A 20,713-nucleotide genomic window follows, 5' to 3' on the forward strand; every position below is an offset into this window, starting at 1 on the left:
TAAATAGGTAAAAAGCTGATAAACTATAGCGTTTTATTATATTTCTATATTTTGTTGCTTTGAGAGTTACTATGTCACTGGAAGCCCTGACCACTGAAGCGCTTGCTGCCATTGCAGCGGCTCAAGACCTTGCTGCACTCGATCAAGTCCGTGTGCAATTTACAGGGAAAAAAAGCCAGCTTGCAGAGCAGTCGAAAGCACTTGGAAAAATGGATCCTGAAGAACGCAAAGTACAAGGTGCTGCGATTCATGCTGTTCGTGAAGCAATCAATACAGCTTTGACTGAGCGTCAACAAACATTACAACAAGCTGAGCTTGCAAAAAAATTGGCAAGTGAAACCATTGATATTACTTTACCTGGTCGCGGTCAGCGTATGGGAAGTATTCATCCTGTAACTCAGGTACAAGAGCGTATTTGCCAGTTCTTTACCAAAGCTGGTTTCCAAATTGCGTATGGTCCTGAAGTTGAAGATGATTATCATAACTTTGAAGCCTTAAACATTCCGGGTCATCATCCAGCTCGTGCTATGCATGACACCTTCTATTTTGATGCAACGCATTTGCTTCGTACCCATACCTCGGGTGTACAAATTCGTACCATGGAAACCAGTCAGCCGCCAATTCGCATCGTGTGTCCAGGTCGTGTATATCGTTGTGACTCGGATCAAACGCATTCGCCAATGTTCCATCAGATCGAAGGCTTATACGTTGCAGAAAATACCAGCTTTGCTGAATTAAAAGGTTTATTGATTAACCTGTTAAATGAATTCTTTGAAAAAGATTTGAAAGTACGTTTCCGTCCATCTTATTTCCCATTTACTGAGCCAAGCGCTGAAGTAGATATTATGGATGAGCGTGGTCGTTGGTTAGAAGTTTTAGGTTGTGGCATGGTGCACCCAAATGTACTGCGTGCTGCAGGGATTGATCCTGATAAATACAAAGGCTTTGCTTTTGGTTTAGGGGTAGAGCGTTTTGCAATGTTGCGTTATGGCATCAATGATTTGCGTATGTTCTACCAAAATGATGTGCGTTTTTTACGCCAGTTTGCCTAAACATTTTTTCAGGATTAAATAAGGTTTATACAAATGAAAATTAGTGAAAATTGGTTACGCACGTGGGTGAACCCTGCAATTGATAGCGAAGCACTTTCTGATCAATTGACCATGTTGGGCTTGGAAGTTGATGAGTTAGCGCCTGTTGCAAAACCATTTACCGGTGTAGTTGTTGGTGAAGTCCTTACGGTTGAACAACATCCAGATGCAGATCGTTTACGTGTGACCACGATTAATATTGGTTCAGGTGAAGCCTTACAGATTGTCTGTGGTGCGCCAAATGTTCGTGTGGGCATGAAAGCTCCTGTTGCAACGATCGGTGCCGTACTGCCAGGCGATTTCAAAATTAAAAAAGGCAAGCTCCGTGGTGTTGAATCACAAGGTATGCTGTGTGGTGCATCTGAAATTGATTTAGAAGACAAAATTGATGGTTTGTTAGAGTTGCCTGCTGATGCACCAGTGGGAATGAATATTCGTGAATATTTAAAACTTGATGACAATGTGATTGATATAAGTATCACACCAAACCGTGGCGACTGCTTTAGTATTCGCGGTATTGCACGTGAAATTGCGGTGATTAACCAGCTTGAAGTGAATGAGCCGAAGATTCAGGCCATTGCAGCAAATATTGCTGATGAGAAAGCGGTAACGATTAGCACGGAAGGTACACCACGTTATTTGGGTCGTATTATCAAAAATGTGAATGTCAAAGCGGCAACTCCTGAGTGGATGGAGCAAGCTCTTGCACGTTCAGGTATTCGTACTCATAGCATTTTGGTGGATATTACTAACTATGTGTTGCTTGAATTGGGCCAACCAATGCATGCATTTGACTTGGCAAAAATTGAAGGTTCGATTCAAGTCCGCCAAGCGCAGTCACAAGAAAAGTTGACGTTACTCAATGATCAAGAAGTTGAATTGCAAGATGACATGATGGTCATTGCAGATGATCAAAAGGTTTTAGCGATTGCGGGAATTATGGGGGGGCTAGATTCATCGGTAACTGATGATACCCAAGACATCTTCCTTGAAAGTGCATTCTTTGCACCTTTAGCGATTGCAGGTCGTGCGCGTCGTTTTGGTTTACATACCGATTCATCACAACGTTATGAACGCGGTGTGGATTTTGAATTGCCAATGATTGCTATGCACCGTGCTTCTGAGCTTATTCAAGCCTTTGCTGGTGGTGAGTTTGGTCCAGTGACTGTTGCTGAACAGGCAGAATTGCTTCCAAAGCGCGAAGCAATTGTATTGAAGCAAGCACAAGTTGATCAATTACTCGGTTATGCTGTGGCTGGTGATTTTATTGCCGATGCTTTGACGCGTTTGGGCTGTGTGGTTGAAAGCAAAGCTGAAGGTGAGTGGCGTGTTGTTCCACCATCGCATCGTTATGATATGGCAATCTATCAAGATTTAATTGAAGAAGTTGCCCGTATTCACGGTTATGACAACATTCAAATTAGTTTGCCAAAAATTGATGTAAAACTGGAAAAGTACCAAGACCGTTTTGAAATTGCACAATTACGTCAAACTGCGGTGACATTGGGCTATCAAGAAGCAATTAGCTTTAGCTTTGCCGATGCAAAACTTGAGAAGCAATTAAATCCAGATGTACAGCCACTGATGCTTGCCAATCCTATTTCAAGTGATTTGGCTGCAATGCGTAGTACTTTGTTGTCTAGCTTAATTCCGTGTGTACAGTACAACTTAAACCGTCAACAGCAGCGTGTACGTTTCTTTGAGTTGGGCCTACGTTTTGATTATCAGGGTGCGCAAAATATTCATGATCTAAAACAGATCCCAACTTTAGCATTGATTGCGGTTGGTGCTCGTGTACCAGAATCGTGGCATGCAAAACCTCAATCAATGGATTTCTTTGATTTCAAAGGTGAGATTGAAGAGATTTTAGCTGCTGGTCGTATTGGTGCTGACTTTGTTCGTACAGAGCGTGCATGGTTGCATCCTGGCCAATCGGCAGAAATTTTGGTGGATGGACAATCGATTGGTTATTTAGGTCGTCTACATCCATCATTGGAAAATGAACTCGATTTGGGTATAACTTGGGTCGCAGAGCTGGATCAACAGGCAGTTTTGCAATCTTATGTATCTAATTTTACAGAATTATCACGTTTTCCATCGGTTAGACGTGATATTGCGCTTTTAATCTCTGATAATATTGAGGTAAGAGATATTCAGCGGTTAATTGAGCAGACTGGTGGTGAGTTACTCGACTCAGCATGGTTGTTCGATGTGTATACGGGCCAAGGGGTTGAACAAGGCAAGCGCTCTTTAGCTTTTGCAGTGTTATGGCAACATCCAACTCGTACGCTTGAAGATGCTGAAATTAAATCTGGTATGGATAACATTATTCAAGTGTTGGAAGACACTTACCAAGCGACATTGAGGGCCTCATGACAGCATTAACAAAAGCAGATATGGCGGACCATTTAAGTGAGCTTACTAGCTTAAATCGCCGCGAAGCAAAACAAATGGTCGAGTTATTTTTTGACGAAATTAGCCAAGCATTAATTGCTGGCGAACAAGTCAAACTTTCTGGCTTCGGTAATTTCGAGTTACGTGATAAACGTGAACGTCCGGGACGTAATCCAAAGACAGGTGAGGAAATTCCAATTTCTGCACGTCGAGTGGTCACGTTCAGAGCGGGTCAGAAATTTAGACAGCGCGTTGGGAATGAGCAGATCGATTGATCTGCTTTTTTTATGCCAATCTTTTATTTATAGAAATGTTAGGCATAAAAAAAGAGAACCGTAAGGTTCTCTTTTTTTTCGATAATCTAAAACTAGATTATTGAGCAGCAGAAGCTTCAGCAGGAGCAGCTTCAGTAGCAGCAACGTCAGAAGCAGCAGCAGCAACGTCAGAAGCAGCAGCTTCAGTAGTAGCAACAGCTTCAGAAGCAGCAGCATCAACAGCTTCTACAGCTTCAGAAGCAGCTTCTACAGCTTCAGAAGCAGCAGCAGTAGCGTCAGTAGCTGGCGCTTCTTCTTTCTTAGAGCAACCAACGAAAGCTAAAGTAGTAGCAATAGCAGCAACAACAGCGAATTTTTTGAATAACATGGCATCACTCTCATAAAATTGTGAGATTAAAAAAAACCTGAGCTAGTCTGTTTGTGCTTTTATTATTCCTAAACGCTTTAGGTAACAACGCAGGGAGCAGCCTAACTGGTCTGTAGCTATCCTATCAAAGCAATTCATGAATTACTACTGTTCTGTCCAACAAAACGACAAAAATGGGCAGAATTTGGCTATTTTTTGATAGAAAATAACTATGGGTTATATGATTTGAATCGGTAAATTGAAAAAAAATAATATCAATTTTTAAATATAAACTTATAAATCAATAGATTGTTTATTTTCATGATTTTTAGAAGAATGTGTAAATATTCTGTAAGCGTGTCAACCAAATAAAAAAAGCTACCATTAAGGTAGCTTTTTCTTTGGACTTTAAGTCGATGCCTTTCGTTTCATTTGATCGAAGAAGTCATCATTGGTTTTGGTTTCTTTCATACGATCTAATAAGAATTCCATCGCCGCAAGCTCATCCATCGGATGTAATAACTTGCGTAGAATCCAAACTTTACGAAGATTCTCTTCGCTCATGAGGCGTTCTTCACGACGAGTACCAGATTTCTTGATATTCATTGCAGGGAATACACGTTTCTCTGCAATACGACGATCAAGGGTAATCTCTTGGTTACCTGTACCTTTAAACTCTTCATAGATCACATCATCCATTTTACTGCCAGTTTCAATCAAAGCAGTAGAAATAATGGTGAGTGAACCACCTTCTTCAATATTACGTGCAGCACCGAAGAAACGTTTTGGACGTTCTAAAGCATGTGCGTCTACACCACCAGTCAATACCTTGCCTGATGAAGGCACTACAGTATTGTAAGCACGTGCAAGACGAGTAATCGAGTCAAGGAGAATCACAACATCTTTTTTGTGTTCAACTAGACGTTTCGCTTTCTCGATCACCATTTCAGCAACTTGAACGTGACGGGCAGGTGCTTCATCAAATGTAGATGCAATCACTTCACCACGAACAGTACGTTCCATTTCGGTGACTTCTTCAGGACGTTCGTCAATTAGAAGTACAATTAAGAAAACTTCTGGATTATTACGGACAATCGATTGCGCAATGGTTTGTAATAACATTGTTTTACCCGCTTTTGGCGGCGCAACAATAATAGAACGTTGACCTTTACCAATTGGCGCGACAAGATCGACAACACGAGAGGTTAAGTCTTCTGTTGTACCGTTACCCAATTCCATCACCAACTGTTCAGTTGGGAATAATGGGGTAAGGTTTTCAAATAGAATTTTATTACGTGAGTTTTCAGGCGTATCGTAGTTAATTTGGTTTACTTTTAATAAAGCAAAATAACGTTCACCTTCTTTCGGTGGACGAATTGTGCCAGTAATCGTATCACCGGTACGTAAATTAAAGCGGCGAATTTGTGATGGGCTGACATAAATGTCATCTGGTCCTGCTAGATATGAGCCAGCAGCAGAGCGTAAGAAGCCAAAACCATCAGAAAGAATTTCGAGAACACCATCACCAAAGATTTCTTCGCCGTTCATGGCGTGGCGTTTTAAAATGGCAAAAATAATATCTTGTTTACGGTTACGTGCCATGCCTTCAAGGCCCATAAACTCCGCAATTTTAATGAGTTCGCCAATGGGTTTTTTCTTGAGTTCAGTTAAGTTCATAAGTGGTCAGACAGAATGGAATAAGTGGAGGACTACGTTAGGGAAAGAATAAAAAATCGACCGCATACATACATGCTGAGGTAATTGTATTTACACAACCACGATTCAGTAGTCTGGTTCATTGTTTCAGAGAGAAATGTGAAAACAATTGTTATTGCCGAGCGGCGATCTTATGTTTTGTCTTGTAAGAAGCGCAATGAAGTAGATTCCATTCAAAGCTTCTTGATCCAGAAATATAGAGGAAATCAAGTAAATTGTCAATTTTTACTAAGAAATACGCGATTCAATCAATCGCGTATTTCTTGTATTGACCGTGTGACAATCGAATTAGATGTTTTGGTCAATGAATGCTGCAAGTTTTGAACGCGGCGCTGCGCCAACTTGTTGAGCAACAACTTCGCCATTTTTAAACATCAATAATGCTGGGATATTACGAATGTTATATTTTACAGCAGTATCTTCACATGCAGTCACGTCAACTTTAACGATTTTTACTTTTCCTGCATATTCAGTTGATAGATCTTCAAGAACAGGTGCAATTGCTTTACAAGGTGCACACCAGCCAGCCCAGAAATCAACAAGTACAGGAGTTTCAGCATCTAAAACATCTGCTTGGAAGTTTGCATCAGTTGTATTAACAATAGTCGCAGACATGAGGTTGCTCCAAATTTAAGAAATAAAGTGCGAATTTAATCATCATCACGATGAATATTACATTGCTACTTTACTCAATGTAAGGGTTTGTTCTGATTATTCAAGTTTGAAACCGAAAAGTCTAATGGATGCTCACGATGTTGATCATCGACTTCTACAATCATTTATTAAGTAAAAGCGCAAATACAGTACTTTTATTGCTTAAAATGACTTTAAAATTGTAAGCATGTGAATTACTCTAATGCGTGAATTGAGCATGGGTTTATATGAATAATGTCTGATTTTCTGATTGATGAAGAATTACTTGCTGCGATTGATATGGGATCGAATAGTTTCCATCTGGCAATCGCTCGTGTTGATCACGGTGAAGTTAAGAAAGTTGCTTCAATGTCAGAAAAAGTACAGTTAGCAGCTGGGCTTGATGAAAATAAGAATTTAACCGAAGCTGCGCAACAGCGTGGACTGGCATGTTTAGCCCGTTTTGTTGGGCGTTTGAGCTCAGTACAACCGAATCGTTTACGTATCGTGGCAACCAATGCGTTAAGACAAGCAAAAAATGGTCACGAATTTATCCAAAAAGCAGCCGAAATTTTACCGAAACCGATTGAAATTATTGCGGGTCGTGAAGAAGCGCGTCTGATTTATCTGGGCGTTTCACATACCATGGCCAATGGTGGTCGACGTTTAGTCGTGGATATTGGTGGTGGTTCAACCGAGTTTATCATCGGTGAGGAATTTGAGCCGCTGCATACCGAATCCTTACAAATGGGCTGTGTGGCCTATAGTAAAACCTATTTCCCTGATGGTGAAATTACCAGCAAAGCATTTGATAAAGCCGTGGTTGCTGCACGCAAAGAAATGTCCGCCATAGCCAATACTTATAAATCTGTGGGTTGGGATACTGTCGTCGGATCAAGCGGAACCATTAAAGCCTGCCGTCAGATCGCGGTTAATCTCGGTTTAAGTGATGAGCAAGAAAACTTGACCCGTGATGGTTTATATAAATTAAAAGATCGTTTGCTCAAATTTAAACATATTTCTGAAATTGATTTTGAAGGTCTACGTGAAGACCGTCGAGCAGTTTTGCCAGCCGGCCTTGCGATTTTGTATGCCATTTTTGAAGTCTTAGATATCGACAAATTGGCATATTCTGACGGTGCATTACGTGAAGGCGTGATGTATGACTTGCTCGGTCGTTTTAAGCATGAAGATATTCGTGACCGCAGTGTGCAAGCACTTATGGGACGTTATAACGCAGATCCCAAACAAGCTGAACGGGTGGTCAATACGGCACAAGAGTTGTTTGATGGTGTTGCCGATGCGTTAAATTTAACGACTGAAGACAGTGACTTACTACGTCGTGCAGCTTATCTGCATGAAATCGGTTTAGCGATTAGCCATGGTGGTTATCACCGTCATGGGGCATATTTATTGCAACATTCGGATATTCCAGGTTTCTCACAAATTGATCAAAATCATCTTTCACACTTGGTTTCACACCATCGTCGTAAGTTACGTGCAGATGCAAAAAATGACGTTTTAAAGGTCGGTGGTAGTCATTTAATCTACCTTTGCTTATTACTTCGTCTTGCAGTTTTACTGAACCATAGTCGTAGTGATCAGATGCTTCCTGCCATTGAACTGAGTGTTGTAAATGATCAACAATGGCAACTCAGCGTTTCTGGCGATGCTAAACAATGGCCTTTATTGGTTGCAGACCTGCATGATGAGCAGGTGCAATTTAAGCACTGGGACATTGAGTTAAATATTCAGTCAGACAAATTTGTTGATTAACCATATTATTATGGACCATTCTTGACTTATGAAAAATAAAGCGACTCAGTCCAAGGCTTGGGCTACGGTTCAAATTGCACGACACCCTGAGCGTCCGCAATTTCTAGATTATGTCAGTGAAATTTTTACTGAATTTGATGCACTTCACGGCGACCGTTTATTTGGTGATGATGGTGCCATGATTGGTGGTTTGGCACGTTTTGACGGACAACCTGTAATGGTGGTTGGTCAACATCGTGGTCGCAGCACACGTGAAAAACTACAGCATAACTTTGGGATGTGTAATCCAGAAGGATATCGTAAATCACAACGTTTACTTGATATGGCTGAGCGTTTCAATTTACCTGTATTTACTTTCGTCGATACCATGGGTGCATACCCTGGTGTAGGAGCTGAAGAACGTGGTCAAGCAGAAGCAATTGCAACCAGCTTGGCACAACTTTCAAGTTTAAAAGTGCCTGTGATTGCCACGATTCTTGGTGAAGGCGGTTCGGGTGGTGCACTTGGTATTGGTGTAGCCGATCGTGTGATTATGCTGTCACACAGTATTTATTCGGTGATTTCACCTGAAGGTTGTGCGTCTATTCTATGGAAAACCGCAGATAAAGCAGCACAAGCGAGTGAAGCACTTTCTCTAACTGCAGATAAACTTCAAGCATTAGGCATTGTTGAATATGTTGTGGATGAAGGTGACGGTGCGCACTTACAGCCTGAAAAAGTCATGCATGATTTGAAAGATGTGTTAAAACAAGCTTTAGATGAATTGCAACCGATGGATGCACAAGAACGATGCGACGCACGTTATCAACGTTTAATGAAGTTTGGCAGCAGCAATTTAGGCATCGCGTCTTAGCACAAACCCAGCATTTTTCTGAACAAACTCAATTCTTGATTGGGTGTAGCGGCGGCATGGATTCCATGCTGTTGCTGTTTCTAATGTCTGAACTTTTTCCGACTCAAACCCGTGCGATTTATGTTGATCATCAACTACAAGCAATGAGTGCCGAATGGGGTCGTGTTGTAAAGCAGCAGTCAGATGCCTTAAATATCCCGTGTATTATCCAGCAAGTAGACGTTGCGACAGGCAATTTGGAACAGCAAGCGCGTCAAGCGCGTTATCAAGCGTATCAACAGCATTTACAATCCAATGAAATTTTAGTTTTGGCCCATCATCAGCAGGATCAGGCTGAGACGCTATTATTACGCTTGTTTTCTGGAGCAGGCGTGCATGGATTAGCTGCGATGCAGCAACTTGATATTCGTCAAGACATGACCATTTGGCGACCATTTTTAGATGTGAGTCGCGAGCAAATTGAACAATGGTCGCAGCAACTTGGTTTTGCCTATGTGACAGACCCAACTAATCATGATACGCACTACGATCGGGCGTGGTGTCGAAAAGAATTATGGGATGTCTTACAAAAACGCTTCCCCAAAATGCAGGCAGCTGTAGCACGGACTAGTTCTTTGATGCAGGATGCTGCGGAAATACTGGATGACGTGTTGCAGACGGATTGGCAACACTGTGCGACCGATCGTGTACTTGATCTGATCAAGTTGCAGCAACTCTCGGCTGCACGGCAACGTCAATTGTTATCGACTTGGATGAAGGGGGTGGATCAATATCGACCAAGTTATGATATGGTGCAGCGATTGCAGCATGAGGTCATTCTTGCAAAGCCAGATGCGCAGGCAACTTTACATATCAATCAACATTATTTCGTTCGCTATCAGAAAACGTTATATCGTTTAACCCACGATGAGCTGTACGCAGAAAAATTATTTTCCTTTCCAGATACGTTGTCACAACAGTTTGATATGGGCGAAACCATCAATGTTGCGGCTGGACAATTTAAGATTGAAACTCAAAATATTGGTCTTTCATCTCGGCTTTTAGGGCGAGAGTTAAGGTTGCTTAAACGACAGGGGGGTGAAAAAATTCATCTTTATGGTCGTGTTGGACATTGGCCGTTGAAAAAAGCCATTCAAGAGCTACAGATTTTGCCTTGGTTACGTCATACAATTCAAATATTAGTCGTAGATAATGTTATGCTTGGGGTTTTTAGCCCAAAGGGTTTTTGGTTGGCGCAATCTGATTATTTAGAGCAGGGCGGTTGGCAACCAAGTTTAATTTCTGACTGTAATGACGTTTTTCAGCAGTCTTTTTCGTATGATGAGTAGGACATGGCGACAACATTGAACCAAAATATTTGTTTTATTGGCGGCGGCAACATGGCACAGGCCTTGATTGGTGGGTTGCTATCTCGTGGTTTACCCACAACGCGCATTACCGTTTCCGATCCTGTAGAACAAATTCGTCACATCTTAGAAGAAAAAAATATTCAAACTACCACTGACAATGTGGATGCAATTAAAAATGCGGACGTTGTGGTATTGGCGGTCAAACCTCAAGTTTTGGCAACGGTATTACAACCATTAAAAGGTTTATTGTCAGATAAACTCGTGATCTCAATTATTGCGGGTGCTGAAATTCAAACGATTTCAGATTTAATTGGTGGTAGTCAACGTATTGTCCGTGTCATGCCGAATACGCCAGCATTAGTCCAAACAGGTGCACATGGTATTTATGCATCTGAAGCGGTAAATGCTCAAGATCGTGAGTTAACCAGTCAAATTTTAGCGGCGACAGGTTTAACCATTTGGGTGGAAACTGAAGCTCAAATTGATGCCGTAACCGCAGTCTCTGGTTCTGGTCCAGCATACTTCTTCTATTTGATGGAAAGTATGATTCGTGCTGGCAAGAATCTGGGACTCGATGAAAAAGTGGCGACGGCATTGACCTTGCAAACAGCGTTGGGTGCGGCACAAATGGCAATTACCAGCTCAAATTCTCCGGCAGAATTACGTAAAAATGTGACCTCTCCAAATGGCACAACGCAAGCAGCTTTAGAAGTGTTTGATCGTGCGCAGATTTCACAAAATATTCAAGCAGCGCTTGCAGCAGCTCAGAAGCGTAGCCAAGAGCTAGCGCAAGAGTTGAGTGACAAGACTAAATCGGTTTAAGTAGGATAAGACAATTATGGGTGCAAGTTCTGCGCTAATTTTTGGTGTTTTGATCAATGTTGCAATTTTATTGGTCTTTTTCCGTTTTTTAATGCAATTGGCAGCAGTCAGTCCATACAATCCTGTAGTGCTTTCAACCGTGAAAGCCACCAAGATTGTGGATGTGTTTAGCCGCATTTTCCCGACGATTGGTAAAGGCCGTGTCAATTTAGCGGCAGTTGCTTTGTTGGTGGTGCTGTATCTCCTGAAAATGTTTGGTCTGATGTATTTGTCTGGGCAGATGCCACATAGTGCGGTGTATCTGGTGATTACGACATTTGTGACCATGATTCAAGATTTGATTCGCTTCTGTCGTTACTTGATTTTTGCAACGATCATTTTAAGTTGGGTGGTGATGTTTACGCAGTCACGCTCACCTTATATTGAAGTGATCCAAGAATTGGCTGAACCATTGCTTGCACCATTCCGTCGCTTATTGCCGAACATGGGGATGATTGACCTGTCTCCAATCTTGGCGTTCTTGGCTTTGTACGTGGCTGAGATTCTGATGAACGAAGCAGCTAAAGTGCTATTAACTGGTCTTTAAGCCAATCTGATTCAATAAAAAATGGGCGTTATGCCCATTTTTTATTTCTTGATCAAACGTTGCCGTATGGCTCGATTTAATGGATTGGAGAAATAGCGTGCAATGAAAGCACCTAGCCCAATCGCAAGGACAAAATAGACCAATAATAAGATCAGTTTAATGTTGCCTTCTGTGACTGCTGGCGTATAAAACAGTTTAAAAAAACCTAAAATAATCAGGTGGAATAAATAAATTTCATAACTATTCTTGCCAATCTCCTGTAACCACTTAAACCGCTGTGTCAGCGTGGTGCTGTGTTCATTTGCCACATTCGCAACAATCACGATTGCTGTCGCAAGTGCAAATAGGCTGACGCCCCAAATACAGTTTTGTTTAATTGGTGCAGAAAAATAAATGATAAACATCGTCGCAATGGCAAGGTATTTCAACCCTAACCAAGTTTCGGCTTGCAGCTTAAGTTGCGGTGCGATCAGTGCTGCAATACAGCCAAAGGCAATCCCATCAAAACTAGAGAAGTAATGGTAGAGGTAGGCACCACTTTCCTCACCATAATGTAAATATCTAAAATAAGGTGCAAATAGAATCAGCGCGAAACAGACAAATAGAAAGTAGGGCTTTTTCTTGAATAGCAGTGCTGTCAGTGGGAACAGTAGATAAAACACTTCTTCCACAGATAAAGACCATAACACGCCAAGCGCATAGTTGACCCAACCATTTTCAATAATTAGGATGTTCATCCAAAAGGTCAACGCTGCTAGGTTAACTGTTGACTGAGCGACGACAATGCCATTTGGAGCCTGAGTCATAAAAGATTTAAGCTCAAATGCACCGAAGATATTGACCAGACAGATCAGCAGAATCAAGGTTGGCATGATGCGAGCGAATCGTGAAATATAAAAGTCGCGCGTATTGATCTGATGTAATGCACCCCAGCGTTTGATGGTATGTGAGGTGATGAGATAGCCCGAGATGACAAAGAACATGGTGACACCATAATTACCATTGCGGGCTAAAAGCGTGGTGATGTTTTCACCAAAAAACTGAAAATTGATCGAGGTGTCAAAGAGCTTATAAGGGATATTGAAGTGATGCAGTAAAACCAAAAAGATTGAAATACAGCGTAATGAATCAATAGAGTGAAAGCGTTTAAATTGGACTTGATTAAAGGACATATTGCATTCCTTTCTCCTATACGAATTAATTTTTATCAGATATTCTTTATTTTCAGTTTTCTTGTAGCGCAGGGGAGTTTATCCCCTGTCTGCAAGAAACATTTTGTTTTTCGAGTGTGTGGATGGCTTAGTGGGCAGCATCCCAGTTTGGACCTTGCCCAACTTCAACCACAAACGGCACTGAAATTTCTAATACCGATTGCATCACTTCAGCAATTTGCTTGGATAGTTCATCCGCAATCGCAGCATCCGCTTCAAACACAAGTTCATCGTGCACTTGTAATAACAGCTTGGCTTGATCTTTAGGTAGCATTTTATCGACTGCAATCATAGCAAGTTTAATAATATCTGCCGCACTGCCTTGTAAAGGCGCATTGATTGCCGCGCGTTCAGCTGCTTGTTTGATCATTTTATTGCTTGCCATAATGTCTGGTGTATATAGACGACGGCCTAAAATGGTTTCAACAAAGCCTTGTTCACGCGCAATCTGACGCGTACGTTCCATATAATCCAATACGCCCGGATAACGCTGGAAGTAACGTGCGATGTAGCTGCGTGATTCTTCACGGCTAAAGCCAAGTTGACGGGTTAAACCAAATTCAGACATACCATAGAGCAGACCAAAGTTAACCGCTTTGGCTTGGCGACGTTGGTCATTGGTCACATCTTCAATGGCAATGCCAAGTACTTCAGATGCAGTGCGGCGGTGTACATCCTGACCTTGTTGGAAGGCATGAACTAACGCATCATCTTGAGAGAAATGAGCCATCAAACGCAGTTCGATTTGCGAATAATCGGCAGCGAGTAACACTCGGCCCTCAGGTGCAATAAAGGCTTTACGAATTTGACGCCCAATCGGAGTACGAATTGGAATGTTTTGCAGGTTTGGATCGGTTGAAGACAAGCGGCCTGTTGCAGTTAAAGCTTGATGATAGCTGGTATGTACACGATGGGTTGTGTCATGCGATTGTTCAATCAGGCGATCGGTGTAGGTATTTTTGAGTTTTGCCAAGCCACGATGTTCCAAAATGACTTCAGCCAATGGATGTTCGATTTTCTCTAAAATACTTTCACTGGTGCTGTATTGACCTGTTGCAGTTTTCTTACCCCCTTTGAGTCCAAGTTTCTCAAACAGGACTTCACCGACTTGCTTTGGTGAAGCAACATTAAAGGCTTCGCCTGCCAATTCCGCTGCTTGAGCTTCCAGCGTTTGAATGGTTTCTGAAAACTCGACACTGAGTTGATCGAGGAATTGATGATCCAGCTTAATGCCATCTTCTTCCATGCCTGTGAGCACGCGAGCAACAGGCATTTCAATATTATGTAGAATATTGACCAGTTCTGGATGGGCTTTCAGTTTTGCTGCAAGGACTTCATACAAACGATAAGTGACATGCGCATCTTCGGCGGCATAATGCGCTGCGACTTCAAGCTCAATCTGATTAAAGGTTTTTTGCTTTGCACCTTTACCTGCGATTTGTTCAAAAGTCGTGGTCAAATGGCTGAGATAAAGACGAGCAACATCGTCCATACCATGTCGCGTTGCAGCGGCATTCAATACATATGAAGCAAGCATGGTATCGAAATACCAACCTTGAATGGTGATACCATGATTGGCAAAGATATGCGCATCATATTTTAAATGATGACCAATTTTCTTGACTTGTTCATTTTCAAGGATCGGTTTGATCTGAGCCAGAACCAGTTCACGATTCAGTTGTTCAGGGGCACCTTCATAATCATGTGCCACAGGAACGTAATAGGCATCTTTGGCATCAAACGCGACCGAGAAACCGACCAGTTCGGCAAAGCGATAATCCAGATTAGTCGTTTCAGTATCAATCGCAAAATGATTGGCTTGCTGCATACGCTGCAATAAGGCATCCCAATCTTGTTGGCTCAATACCGTATGATAAGTCGCATTACCGAGTTGATCATCTTGACTTGATAGATTGGCATGATCTTCAGCCACCACGGGTTCTGCTTTTAGTTCAGCTTTGGCAATACTTTGCGAGGTTTGTTGATAAGCAGAACTATTGGGATTGTTGGGATGGTCTAAGGATTGTAATTGGTTACGAAATTCTAATTCAGTATAGAGCTCACGGAGTTGATCCACATTAGGATTGGCGAGTTTGAGGTCATGCCAATCTAAGGCAAGATCAAGATCACAGACAATGCTGGCAAGTTGATGGTCAACTTTGATGTTGTCTACATTATCTTTAATATTCTGGCTGAGTTTGCCTTTAAGCTGATCAGCATTGGCAATAATATTGTTTAATGTGCCGTATTCATTCAGCAGCTTTGCCGCTGTTTTTGCGCCAACACCTGGAACGCCCATGATGCCGTCAGACGCATCGCCCATCAGGGTGAGGTAATCGATAATTTGATTTGGATGTACACCGAACTTTTCAAAAACACCTGCTTCATCTAAAACACGTTCTTTAAAGCTGTCTTCCAGTTTGACATGTTCATTGACCAACTGCGCCATGTCTTTGTCGCCCGTCGAGATGAGGACGTGATGACCTTCTGCCAAGGCACGTTTGGTTAAAGTCCCAATAATGTCATCCGCTTCTGCACCTGCGAGAAAATACAAAGGAATCCCTTGCGCTTTGATCAATGCATGTAAATAAGGAATCTGTTGAGATAACTCCTCAGGCATGCTTGGACGATCGCCTTTGTAGATTGGCGATAATTTATGACGGAAGGTTGGTTCTGGCGTATCAAAAATCACAGCCATATGGGTAGGCTGAGTGCGACGCATCAGTTTTTGGATCGCTGAGATTGCACCTCGAATGGCATTGGTATGTAAGCCAGTCGACGTGGTTAATGGGGGTAAGGCGTGAAAAGCACGAAATAAGAAATAAGACCCGTCTACCAAGACAAAAGGTGGCATTGCGCAAATCCTAATTATAAATTACTCGGTATTTTACGTGAAAAAGTGGTGGCTGTCTTATCTGAACTGGACGGAGAGCGGCTGCTTATGTCGTTTAAAATTTGCAGTATTTTGTATGTAACAATACCTGCCTATCTAGTGATCAAGTAAGATAGCCGCAATGAAGCTGTCATAATTGATATAAGTCTATGTATAAAAAAGACAAACAGGGACTCATCGTTGTATTAATTGCCTTGGCTGTATTGCTTGCGGCTGCAATTGTATTGAAGTGGCAAGGGACAATTGTTGCTGCTGGGATTGGATTGACCGTTGTTATTGTGCACGTTCTGTCTGAAATTCATCAGCGTTTGCTGCAACTAGAGCAAGCTGCACCGAGCTATTCTGCATTAGGGGCTGGTATTGGCGTACAAAAAATTGTGATATATGCCGCGGCACTCGTCGCCTTATTTGCCTATGCCAATACTTGGATCTGGCTCGCAGGTGGCGCTTTATTGGTATTGTTGTTGTGTTTGATCCAAACCATCAGTGCTTTTCAAACCCGATTGCTGCATTTAGAGCAGGTTGCAACACAATCACTCAATCCAGATATTTTAATTCAGCCACAACAACAGACGCCAAATATTGCTCAATCTGCTGAATGGGATGAAACGACAGCTTCAAACTCTGCAATTGTGGAACAGCAGCAGCCAGCTTGGATGCAGGCTCGACCTGAATCAGTTCAAAGTCCAATACTTCAGAACGCTACTTCCGCTGCTCATTCTTCTGAATCCAAACAACCTGCTTGGTGGCAGCCTGCATTGGACTGGATGATACATGGTAATCCCATTCTCCGTGTTGCTGTTGCCATATTAATGGTCGGTGTGATTTTACTCTTACGTTTTGCCAGTGAACATTGGCAACTCAGCTTAGGTGTGAAACTGGGTTTTATTGCGATTGCGGGCGTAGCCACAACTGTTGCAGGATATTTACTGCAAAAGAAAAATCAATTATTTGCAGTGGCTCTACAAGGCGTCGGTTTAGCGGTAGTTTTTTTAACCCTGATCTTCTCGCATCATTTCGCCGTCATTGCCAGCTTAAGTACCGCTAGTATTCTGTTTGTCATTTTATTATTGGCGACCGTTTACTTAAGTTTAAAGCAACAAGCCTTGTATTTGGCGATGTTGGCTTTAACCATGGCCTATCTGGCTCCGCTGGTCATTCCACAAAATCATCCTGATGTGATTTTCTTATTTAGTTATTATTTTGTCATTAACTTAGCCGTGGCTGCGTTGAATTTTATTCAACCCTGGAAAATTCTGCATCAAATTGCTTTCTTCGCCACCATGTTTATTGGTGGTTCGACGATCGGGATTTATGCAAAAACCTCGCAGTTTAATACGCTAGATATCATTCTCTGGCTACATATAGCGCTATTTATCTGGCTGAGTATTCGTTATAGCCAATTGATGTTACGTGCTCAAAATGCGCAGCAACAAACAGCTCAGGCATCTGAGCGTTTACAACCGATTTTAGATGTAGGCCTGATTTTTAGTGTTCCTGTACTGGGCTTTTCGCTACATGCTTATTTAATGCATAACTCGACCTCAGCACTCACTTGGGGAGCGGTTGCACTCGCGATTGTGTATATCAGTTTAAATATCTGGATTAAACGCCAGCATCCACAATTATCAATTTTGGCTAAAAGTTTCTTTATTCTTGCTGTGGTCTTCGTTGCGTTGATTTTCCCGCTGGCCAAAGGAGCACATTGGACGTCAACAGGTTGGGTGATTCAGGGAACTGCACTGATTGTTTGGGGCGTGACCGAGCGATATCGTTTAAGCCGTTATGTTGGCGTGGCATTGGTATTATTAAGTTCAGTGGCGCTGCTGTTCCAAGTGTGGTCAAACGATCATTTCCCAATTTTAAGTACCGCGATTTTTGCGCTTGCTCAATTTATTTCTGCTTTTTACTTATTGCATTATCAAGAAGTCGAGAAGTATTTCAGTGCCCGTATGTTGAGTGGGGTTTTTCTGGCACTCGGTTTGTATTCAGGCGCGATTGCTGCTGTTGAATGGATGCAATGGCAACAACATGGGCTGAGCCCTTATCTCGCGATTGATGCAATATTATTGGCATTGTTTAGTCTGGCTGTGTATGTTAAATCACGTTTGCAGTGGGGCAATCTACAGCTGATTTTGGTGGCGGTGTTGTTATTCTTACTGTACGGGGAAACTTTTGCTGTAGAGGTTTACTCAACAGGACATTGGCCGAGCACCTTAAATCAGGTTGGCTTTGCTGTCGCTGCGAGCTTATTGTCCTTGCTGCTGATCAGCTTGAATTTGAGCAAGTCTAGCGTCTATACGGTGATTTGGGCGACGTTGCTGTGGTTGAGTCTTGCCAGTATCGGTTTGGCCATTTTCCCAATCATGCCGATTGCAGCGCTTGCGTTGATCCCTGTGATTTATGCTGTTTGGTTATTACGATCGCATAAAACACAGTTATTACATCAATTACCTGTATGGGGCTTAAGCCTGTTTTGGTTATTGCTGATTAGTCTAGATCCGTATTCGGCTGAACAGTATTATGCTTTACCGTTAATCAATCCTACCGATCTTTTGTCTTTACTGGTGTTTGCAGGTCTGATCTGGACGATATATCAGCATGACTTTAGTGCAGAACGCTCGATGGAATGGGGCTTTAAAGTTACCACCATTTTGATTGGCCTATTGGTGCTGAGTAGTGTGGTGGTGCGTGCTATGCATCATTATTTGGGCACACCATTCTGGGGGACAGCAATTTGGTCGAATGGTGATGTTCAACTCAGTTTGACACTATTGTGGGTTATTTTAGCTTTTGTTCTAATGACTTTTTCCAGCCGCCGCCACATCCGACAAATTTGGTTTGTCGGTGCAGCTTTGTTAGGCATTGTGGTAACGAAACTGTTGTTATTGGATTTATCGCAAAGTGGCACTTTAACCCGTGTGATTTCTTTTATTGGTTCGGGGGCTGTAATGTTGGTCATTGCTTATCTAGCACCTTTACCCCCTGCGATAGAACAGACTCAGAAAGAGAGTTAACTCTCTTTCTGTTCTTTTTTGAGTTCTTTTTGATTGGCATATTGATCAACTTCGTCATTTTCTAAGGGAAGAGGTCGGTCAATCAGGCCCATCTTCGGTACAGGAATCTCGATCTCATTTTCCAAGAAGCCATTACGAATGCGTTCCTGCATTTCATCGCGTACTTTGAGCGAGTTTTCCTGACGACACCACACCGCAAATAACAGTTCAATAGAAGATTCTCTAAACGCCGTCACTGTGACCGTGGCTTTAGGATCATCCATCACCAGCGGATATTTGGCTGCAACGTCTAACAGCACATGTCGCACTTTAATAATGTCTTCGTGAAAGTTAATCGCCAAGGTGATTGGAATACGCCGTATCGGGTATTTGGATAAGTTCATCACAGGGGTTCGGATCAGTTGTTCATTCGGCAAACGAATATAAACATTATCCAGCGTCAAAAGTTTAACTGAGAGTAGATCAATCGAAATCACTTCACCTTCGATGGTTTGACCTCGAATTAAGGTGATTTGAATGGTGTCACCGACTTCAAAAGAGCCTTCACCAATCAAAAACAAGCCACTAATCAAGTTACTGGCAGAGGTTTGAGAGGCGAAACCGAGCGCGACAGTTAATATCCCAGCAGCACCTAAAAATACGCTGAGTTTAAAACCAGCTTCTCTGAGGCTGGTCATAATGAATAGCAAGAAGATGAAGTAAAAAATACCCCGACGCCATAACAAACGCTGATGCGCATTAAAGCGGCTACCTACCGTGCGAATAAAGGCATTTGAAACCAAACGTGCAATCAGGAAGCCGATAAAACATAAAATAATGGCGACCACGATTTCACTGAGTCGCTCAAAGTTAATGTTGGTGAAAACACTGGTTAGGCTGCCGGCAACATCTTTGGGAATATTCGAATTTGGCATCGCGACCCCTTAAAAAAATGAATCAAACATATTGAATAAAGTACTGCCTGGTGCACGAGGGGGATGCACATAGGTGACTTCACCCGCTTGGGTTGGGGTCTTATTTTCAATACGAATACGCGCTGGATGATCAGTACCCTCATAATAGACTTTAATTTGAGACGTCCATAAACGGCCTGTACTTTCGCTATAAAATAATGGCAGTGCAGGGACGGGTACATTCATGCGATCAAAACGCAGTTGATGGTGACTGGTGTTGTGGAATTCAATCGGGGTCACCGCACGGAAAGCACGCGGTTTGAGGAGATTCAAATCAATACGACCATCTACAGAGGTCGCGTAGCAAATCTCACCATTTTGTGGGTCTTTACCAAACCAAGTATCTTTCGGTTGAATCACGGGAATATCAAATAGAGGTTCAGAAAGACCGTCAACCAAACCCGCAATCCACAAGGGGGTACTGATATACAGGGTGCCACGCTGACCCGCAGGAATATAAATCGGGTCAACAGGTCGAATCACCACTGAGCGATCCGCCAACCGAGGCATCAAATGAAAGCTGCCATTGGTCTTGTGGAACATATAGCGTTCGATTTTTGCCGGAGGCGGCATGGCAAATTCAATATCATTCAATATTCGCCACTGCTGCTCATAGTCATACTGAAATTGAGGGCGATGATATTCCAAACGCCATTCTTTGATGCCGCGGGTGAGACGAAAGAGCAATGAACCGAATTGCCACGCTTTGGCCTGTTGAATTTCGAATTGTTGTTCGCCCCACCATTTCAGAGCGTCAGAATGGGGAGCTTGATATTGATTATTTTGAGACAAGATGCA

The 20,713-nt window shown here is 42.4% G+C and carries 16 protein-coding genes; 9 read left to right on the forward strand and 7 right to left on the reverse strand.

From position 1 onward, the window contains the following. The first annotated feature begins 71 nt into the window (after window positions 1-71). Genes pheS through WA352_RS05925 form a run of 3 tightly spaced genes read left to right on the forward strand, consistent with a single transcriptional unit; the run spans window position 72 to window position 3,760 of the window. A complete protein-coding gene (gene pheS / locus WA352_RS05915; protein WP_005146537.1) occupies window positions 72-1,052 on the forward strand; it encodes a phenylalanine--tRNA ligase subunit alpha in 981 nt (326 codons plus the stop codon). A gap of 33 nt (window positions 1,053-1,085) precedes the next feature. Next, a complete protein-coding gene (gene pheT / locus WA352_RS05920; protein WP_033134673.1) occupies window positions 1,086-3,467 on the forward strand; it encodes a phenylalanine--tRNA ligase subunit beta in 2,382 nt (793 codons plus the stop codon). Then, window positions 3,464-3,760: an integration host factor subunit alpha gene (locus WA352_RS05925; RefSeq protein WP_000126166.1), complete on the forward strand. Its 297-nt coding sequence runs from the start codon at window positions 3,464-3,466 to the stop codon at window positions 3,758-3,760. Before pheT ends, WA352_RS05925 begins: the two co-directional genes overlap by 4 nt. 97 nt (window positions 3,761-3,857) lie before the next feature. On the opposite strand, the gene WA352_RS05930 is transcribed toward WA352_RS05925, so the two are convergent. The 3 genes from WA352_RS05930 to trxA form a co-directional block, all read right to left on the reverse strand. Next, complete coding sequence (locus tag WA352_RS05930) at window positions 3,858-4,127, reverse strand: hypothetical protein (protein WP_005207085.1); 270 nt, start codon at window positions 4,125-4,127, stop codon at window positions 3,858-3,860. Between the two features lie 387 nt (window positions 4,128-4,514). After that, on the reverse strand, window positions 4,515-5,783 hold the full coding sequence (gene rho, locus WA352_RS05935) for a transcription termination factor Rho (RefSeq protein ID WP_004804496.1): 1,269 nt from the start codon (window positions 5,781-5,783) through the stop codon (window positions 4,515-4,517). A 327-nt stretch (window positions 5,784-6,110) separates the two neighbouring features. Next, on the reverse strand, window positions 6,111-6,437 hold the full coding sequence (gene trxA / locus WA352_RS05940) for a thioredoxin (RefSeq protein ID WP_004804498.1): 327 nt from the start codon (window positions 6,435-6,437) through the stop codon (window positions 6,111-6,113). A gap of 273 nt (window positions 6,438-6,710) precedes the next feature. Here trxA and ppx point away from each other — a divergent pair, with 273 nt between their 5' ends. The 5 genes from ppx to WA352_RS05965 are packed head-to-tail and all read left to right on the forward strand — an operon-like array spanning window position 6,711 to window position 11,841. Continuing rightward, entirely contained in the window at window positions 6,711-8,231 is a 1,521-nt protein-coding gene (ppx, locus tag WA352_RS05945; RefSeq protein ID WP_004804500.1) for an exopolyphosphatase, read from the forward strand. A 28-nt stretch (window positions 8,232-8,259) separates the two neighbouring features. After that, on the forward strand, window positions 8,260-9,084 hold the full coding sequence (locus WA352_RS05950) for an acetyl-CoA carboxylase carboxyltransferase subunit alpha (RefSeq protein WP_005146510.1): 825 nt from the start codon (window positions 8,260-8,262) through the stop codon (window positions 9,082-9,084). Beyond that, window positions 9,021-10,412, forward strand: a complete 1,392-nt coding sequence (gene tilS, locus WA352_RS05955; RefSeq protein WP_081406978.1) for a tRNA lysidine(34) synthetase TilS — start codon at window positions 9,021-9,023, stop codon at window positions 10,410-10,412. The genes WA352_RS05950 and tilS overlap by 64 nt, the downstream gene beginning before the upstream one ends. A gap of 3 nt (window positions 10,413-10,415) precedes the next feature. Continuing rightward, window positions 10,416-11,255: a pyrroline-5-carboxylate reductase gene (gene proC / locus WA352_RS05960; RefSeq protein WP_005207087.1), complete on the forward strand. Its 840-nt coding sequence runs from the start codon at window positions 10,416-10,418 to the stop codon at window positions 11,253-11,255. A gap of 16 nt (window positions 11,256-11,271) precedes the next feature. Continuing rightward, entirely contained in the window at window positions 11,272-11,841 is a 570-nt protein-coding gene (locus tag WA352_RS05965; RefSeq protein ID WP_005184711.1) for a YggT family protein, read from the forward strand. Window positions 11,842-11,882: 41 nt separating this feature from the next. Here WA352_RS05965 and WA352_RS05970 read toward each other — a convergent pair whose 3' ends face one another. Both WA352_RS05970 and polA read right to left on the reverse strand, forming a co-directional pair. After that, entirely contained in the window at window positions 11,883-13,013 is a 1,131-nt protein-coding gene (locus tag WA352_RS05970) for an acyltransferase family protein (RefSeq protein WP_033134672.1), read from the reverse strand. 127 nt (window positions 13,014-13,140) lie between these two features. Continuing rightward, entirely contained in the window at window positions 13,141-15,906 is a 2,766-nt protein-coding gene (gene polA, locus WA352_RS05975; RefSeq protein WP_241289233.1) for a DNA polymerase I, read from the reverse strand. A gap of 188 nt (window positions 15,907-16,094) precedes the next feature. On the opposite strand from polA, the gene WA352_RS05980 reads away from it, so the two are divergent. Further along, window positions 16,095-18,962 (forward strand): DUF2339 domain-containing protein, encoded by a 2,868-nt coding sequence (locus WA352_RS05980; protein ID WP_243308670.1) that lies wholly within the window; start codon window positions 16,095-16,097, stop codon window positions 18,960-18,962. Here WA352_RS05980 and WA352_RS05985 read toward each other — a convergent pair. Both WA352_RS05985 and WA352_RS05990 read right to left on the reverse strand, forming a co-directional pair. Beyond that, entirely contained in the window at window positions 18,959-19,876 is a 918-nt protein-coding gene (locus WA352_RS05985; RefSeq protein ID WP_004804508.1) for a mechanosensitive ion channel family protein, read from the reverse strand. The genes WA352_RS05980 and WA352_RS05985 overlap by 4 nt on opposite strands. 9 nt (window positions 19,877-19,885) lie before the next feature. After that, window positions 19,886-20,707: a hypothetical protein gene (locus tag WA352_RS05990; RefSeq protein ID WP_005207093.1), complete on the reverse strand. Its 822-nt coding sequence runs from the start codon at window positions 20,705-20,707 to the stop codon at window positions 19,886-19,888. Window positions 20,708-20,713 lie beyond the last annotated feature (6 nt).

It is taken from the genome of Acinetobacter sp. 102, assembly GCF_037028485.1.
GTDB lineage: Bacteria > Pseudomonadota > Gammaproteobacteria > Pseudomonadales > Moraxellaceae > Acinetobacter > Acinetobacter higginsii.

Excerpts from the sequence above, each read along its gene's own strand:
- pheS (WP_005146537.1), top strand. The coding sequence starts at position 72 with ATGTCACTGGAAGCCCTGACCACTGAAGCGCTTGCTGCCATTGCAGCG.
- pheT (WP_033134673.1), top strand. The coding sequence starts at position 1,086 with ATGAAAATTAGTGAAAATTGGTTACGCACGTGGGTGAACCCTGCAATT.
- WA352_RS05925 (WP_000126166.1), top strand. The coding sequence starts at position 3,464 with ATGACAGCATTAACAAAAGCAGATATGGCGGACCATTTAAGTGAGCTT.
- WA352_RS05930 (WP_005207085.1), bottom strand. The coding sequence starts at position 4,127 with ATGTTATTCAAAAAATTCGCTGTTGTTGCTGCTATTGCTACTACTTTA.
- rho (WP_004804496.1), bottom strand. The coding sequence starts at position 5,783 with ATGAACTTAACTGAACTCAAGAAAAAACCCATTGGCGAACTCATTAAA.
- trxA (WP_004804498.1), bottom strand. The coding sequence starts at position 6,437 with ATGTCTGCGACTATTGTTAATACAACTGATGCAAACTTCCAAGCAGAT.
- ppx (WP_004804500.1), top strand. The coding sequence starts at position 6,711 with ATGTCTGATTTTCTGATTGATGAAGAATTACTTGCTGCGATTGATATG.
- WA352_RS05950 (WP_005146510.1), top strand. The coding sequence starts at position 8,260 with ATGAAAAATAAAGCGACTCAGTCCAAGGCTTGGGCTACGGTTCAAATT.
- tilS (WP_081406978.1), top strand. The coding sequence starts at position 9,021 with ATGCGACGCACGTTATCAACGTTTAATGAAGTTTGGCAGCAGCAATTT.
- proC (WP_005207087.1), top strand. The coding sequence starts at position 10,416 with ATGGCGACAACATTGAACCAAAATATTTGTTTTATTGGCGGCGGCAAC.
- WA352_RS05965 (WP_005184711.1), top strand. The coding sequence starts at position 11,272 with ATGGGTGCAAGTTCTGCGCTAATTTTTGGTGTTTTGATCAATGTTGCA.
- WA352_RS05970 (WP_033134672.1), bottom strand. The coding sequence starts at position 13,013 with ATGTCCTTTAATCAAGTCCAATTTAAACGCTTTCACTCTATTGATTCA.
- polA (WP_241289233.1), bottom strand. The coding sequence starts at position 15,906 with ATGCCACCTTTTGTCTTGGTAGACGGGTCTTATTTCTTATTTCGTGCT.
- WA352_RS05980 (WP_243308670.1), top strand. The coding sequence starts at position 16,095 with ATGTATAAAAAAGACAAACAGGGACTCATCGTTGTATTAATTGCCTTG.
- WA352_RS05985 (WP_004804508.1), bottom strand. The coding sequence starts at position 19,876 with ATGCCAAATTCGAATATTCCCAAAGATGTTGCCGGCAGCCTAACCAGT.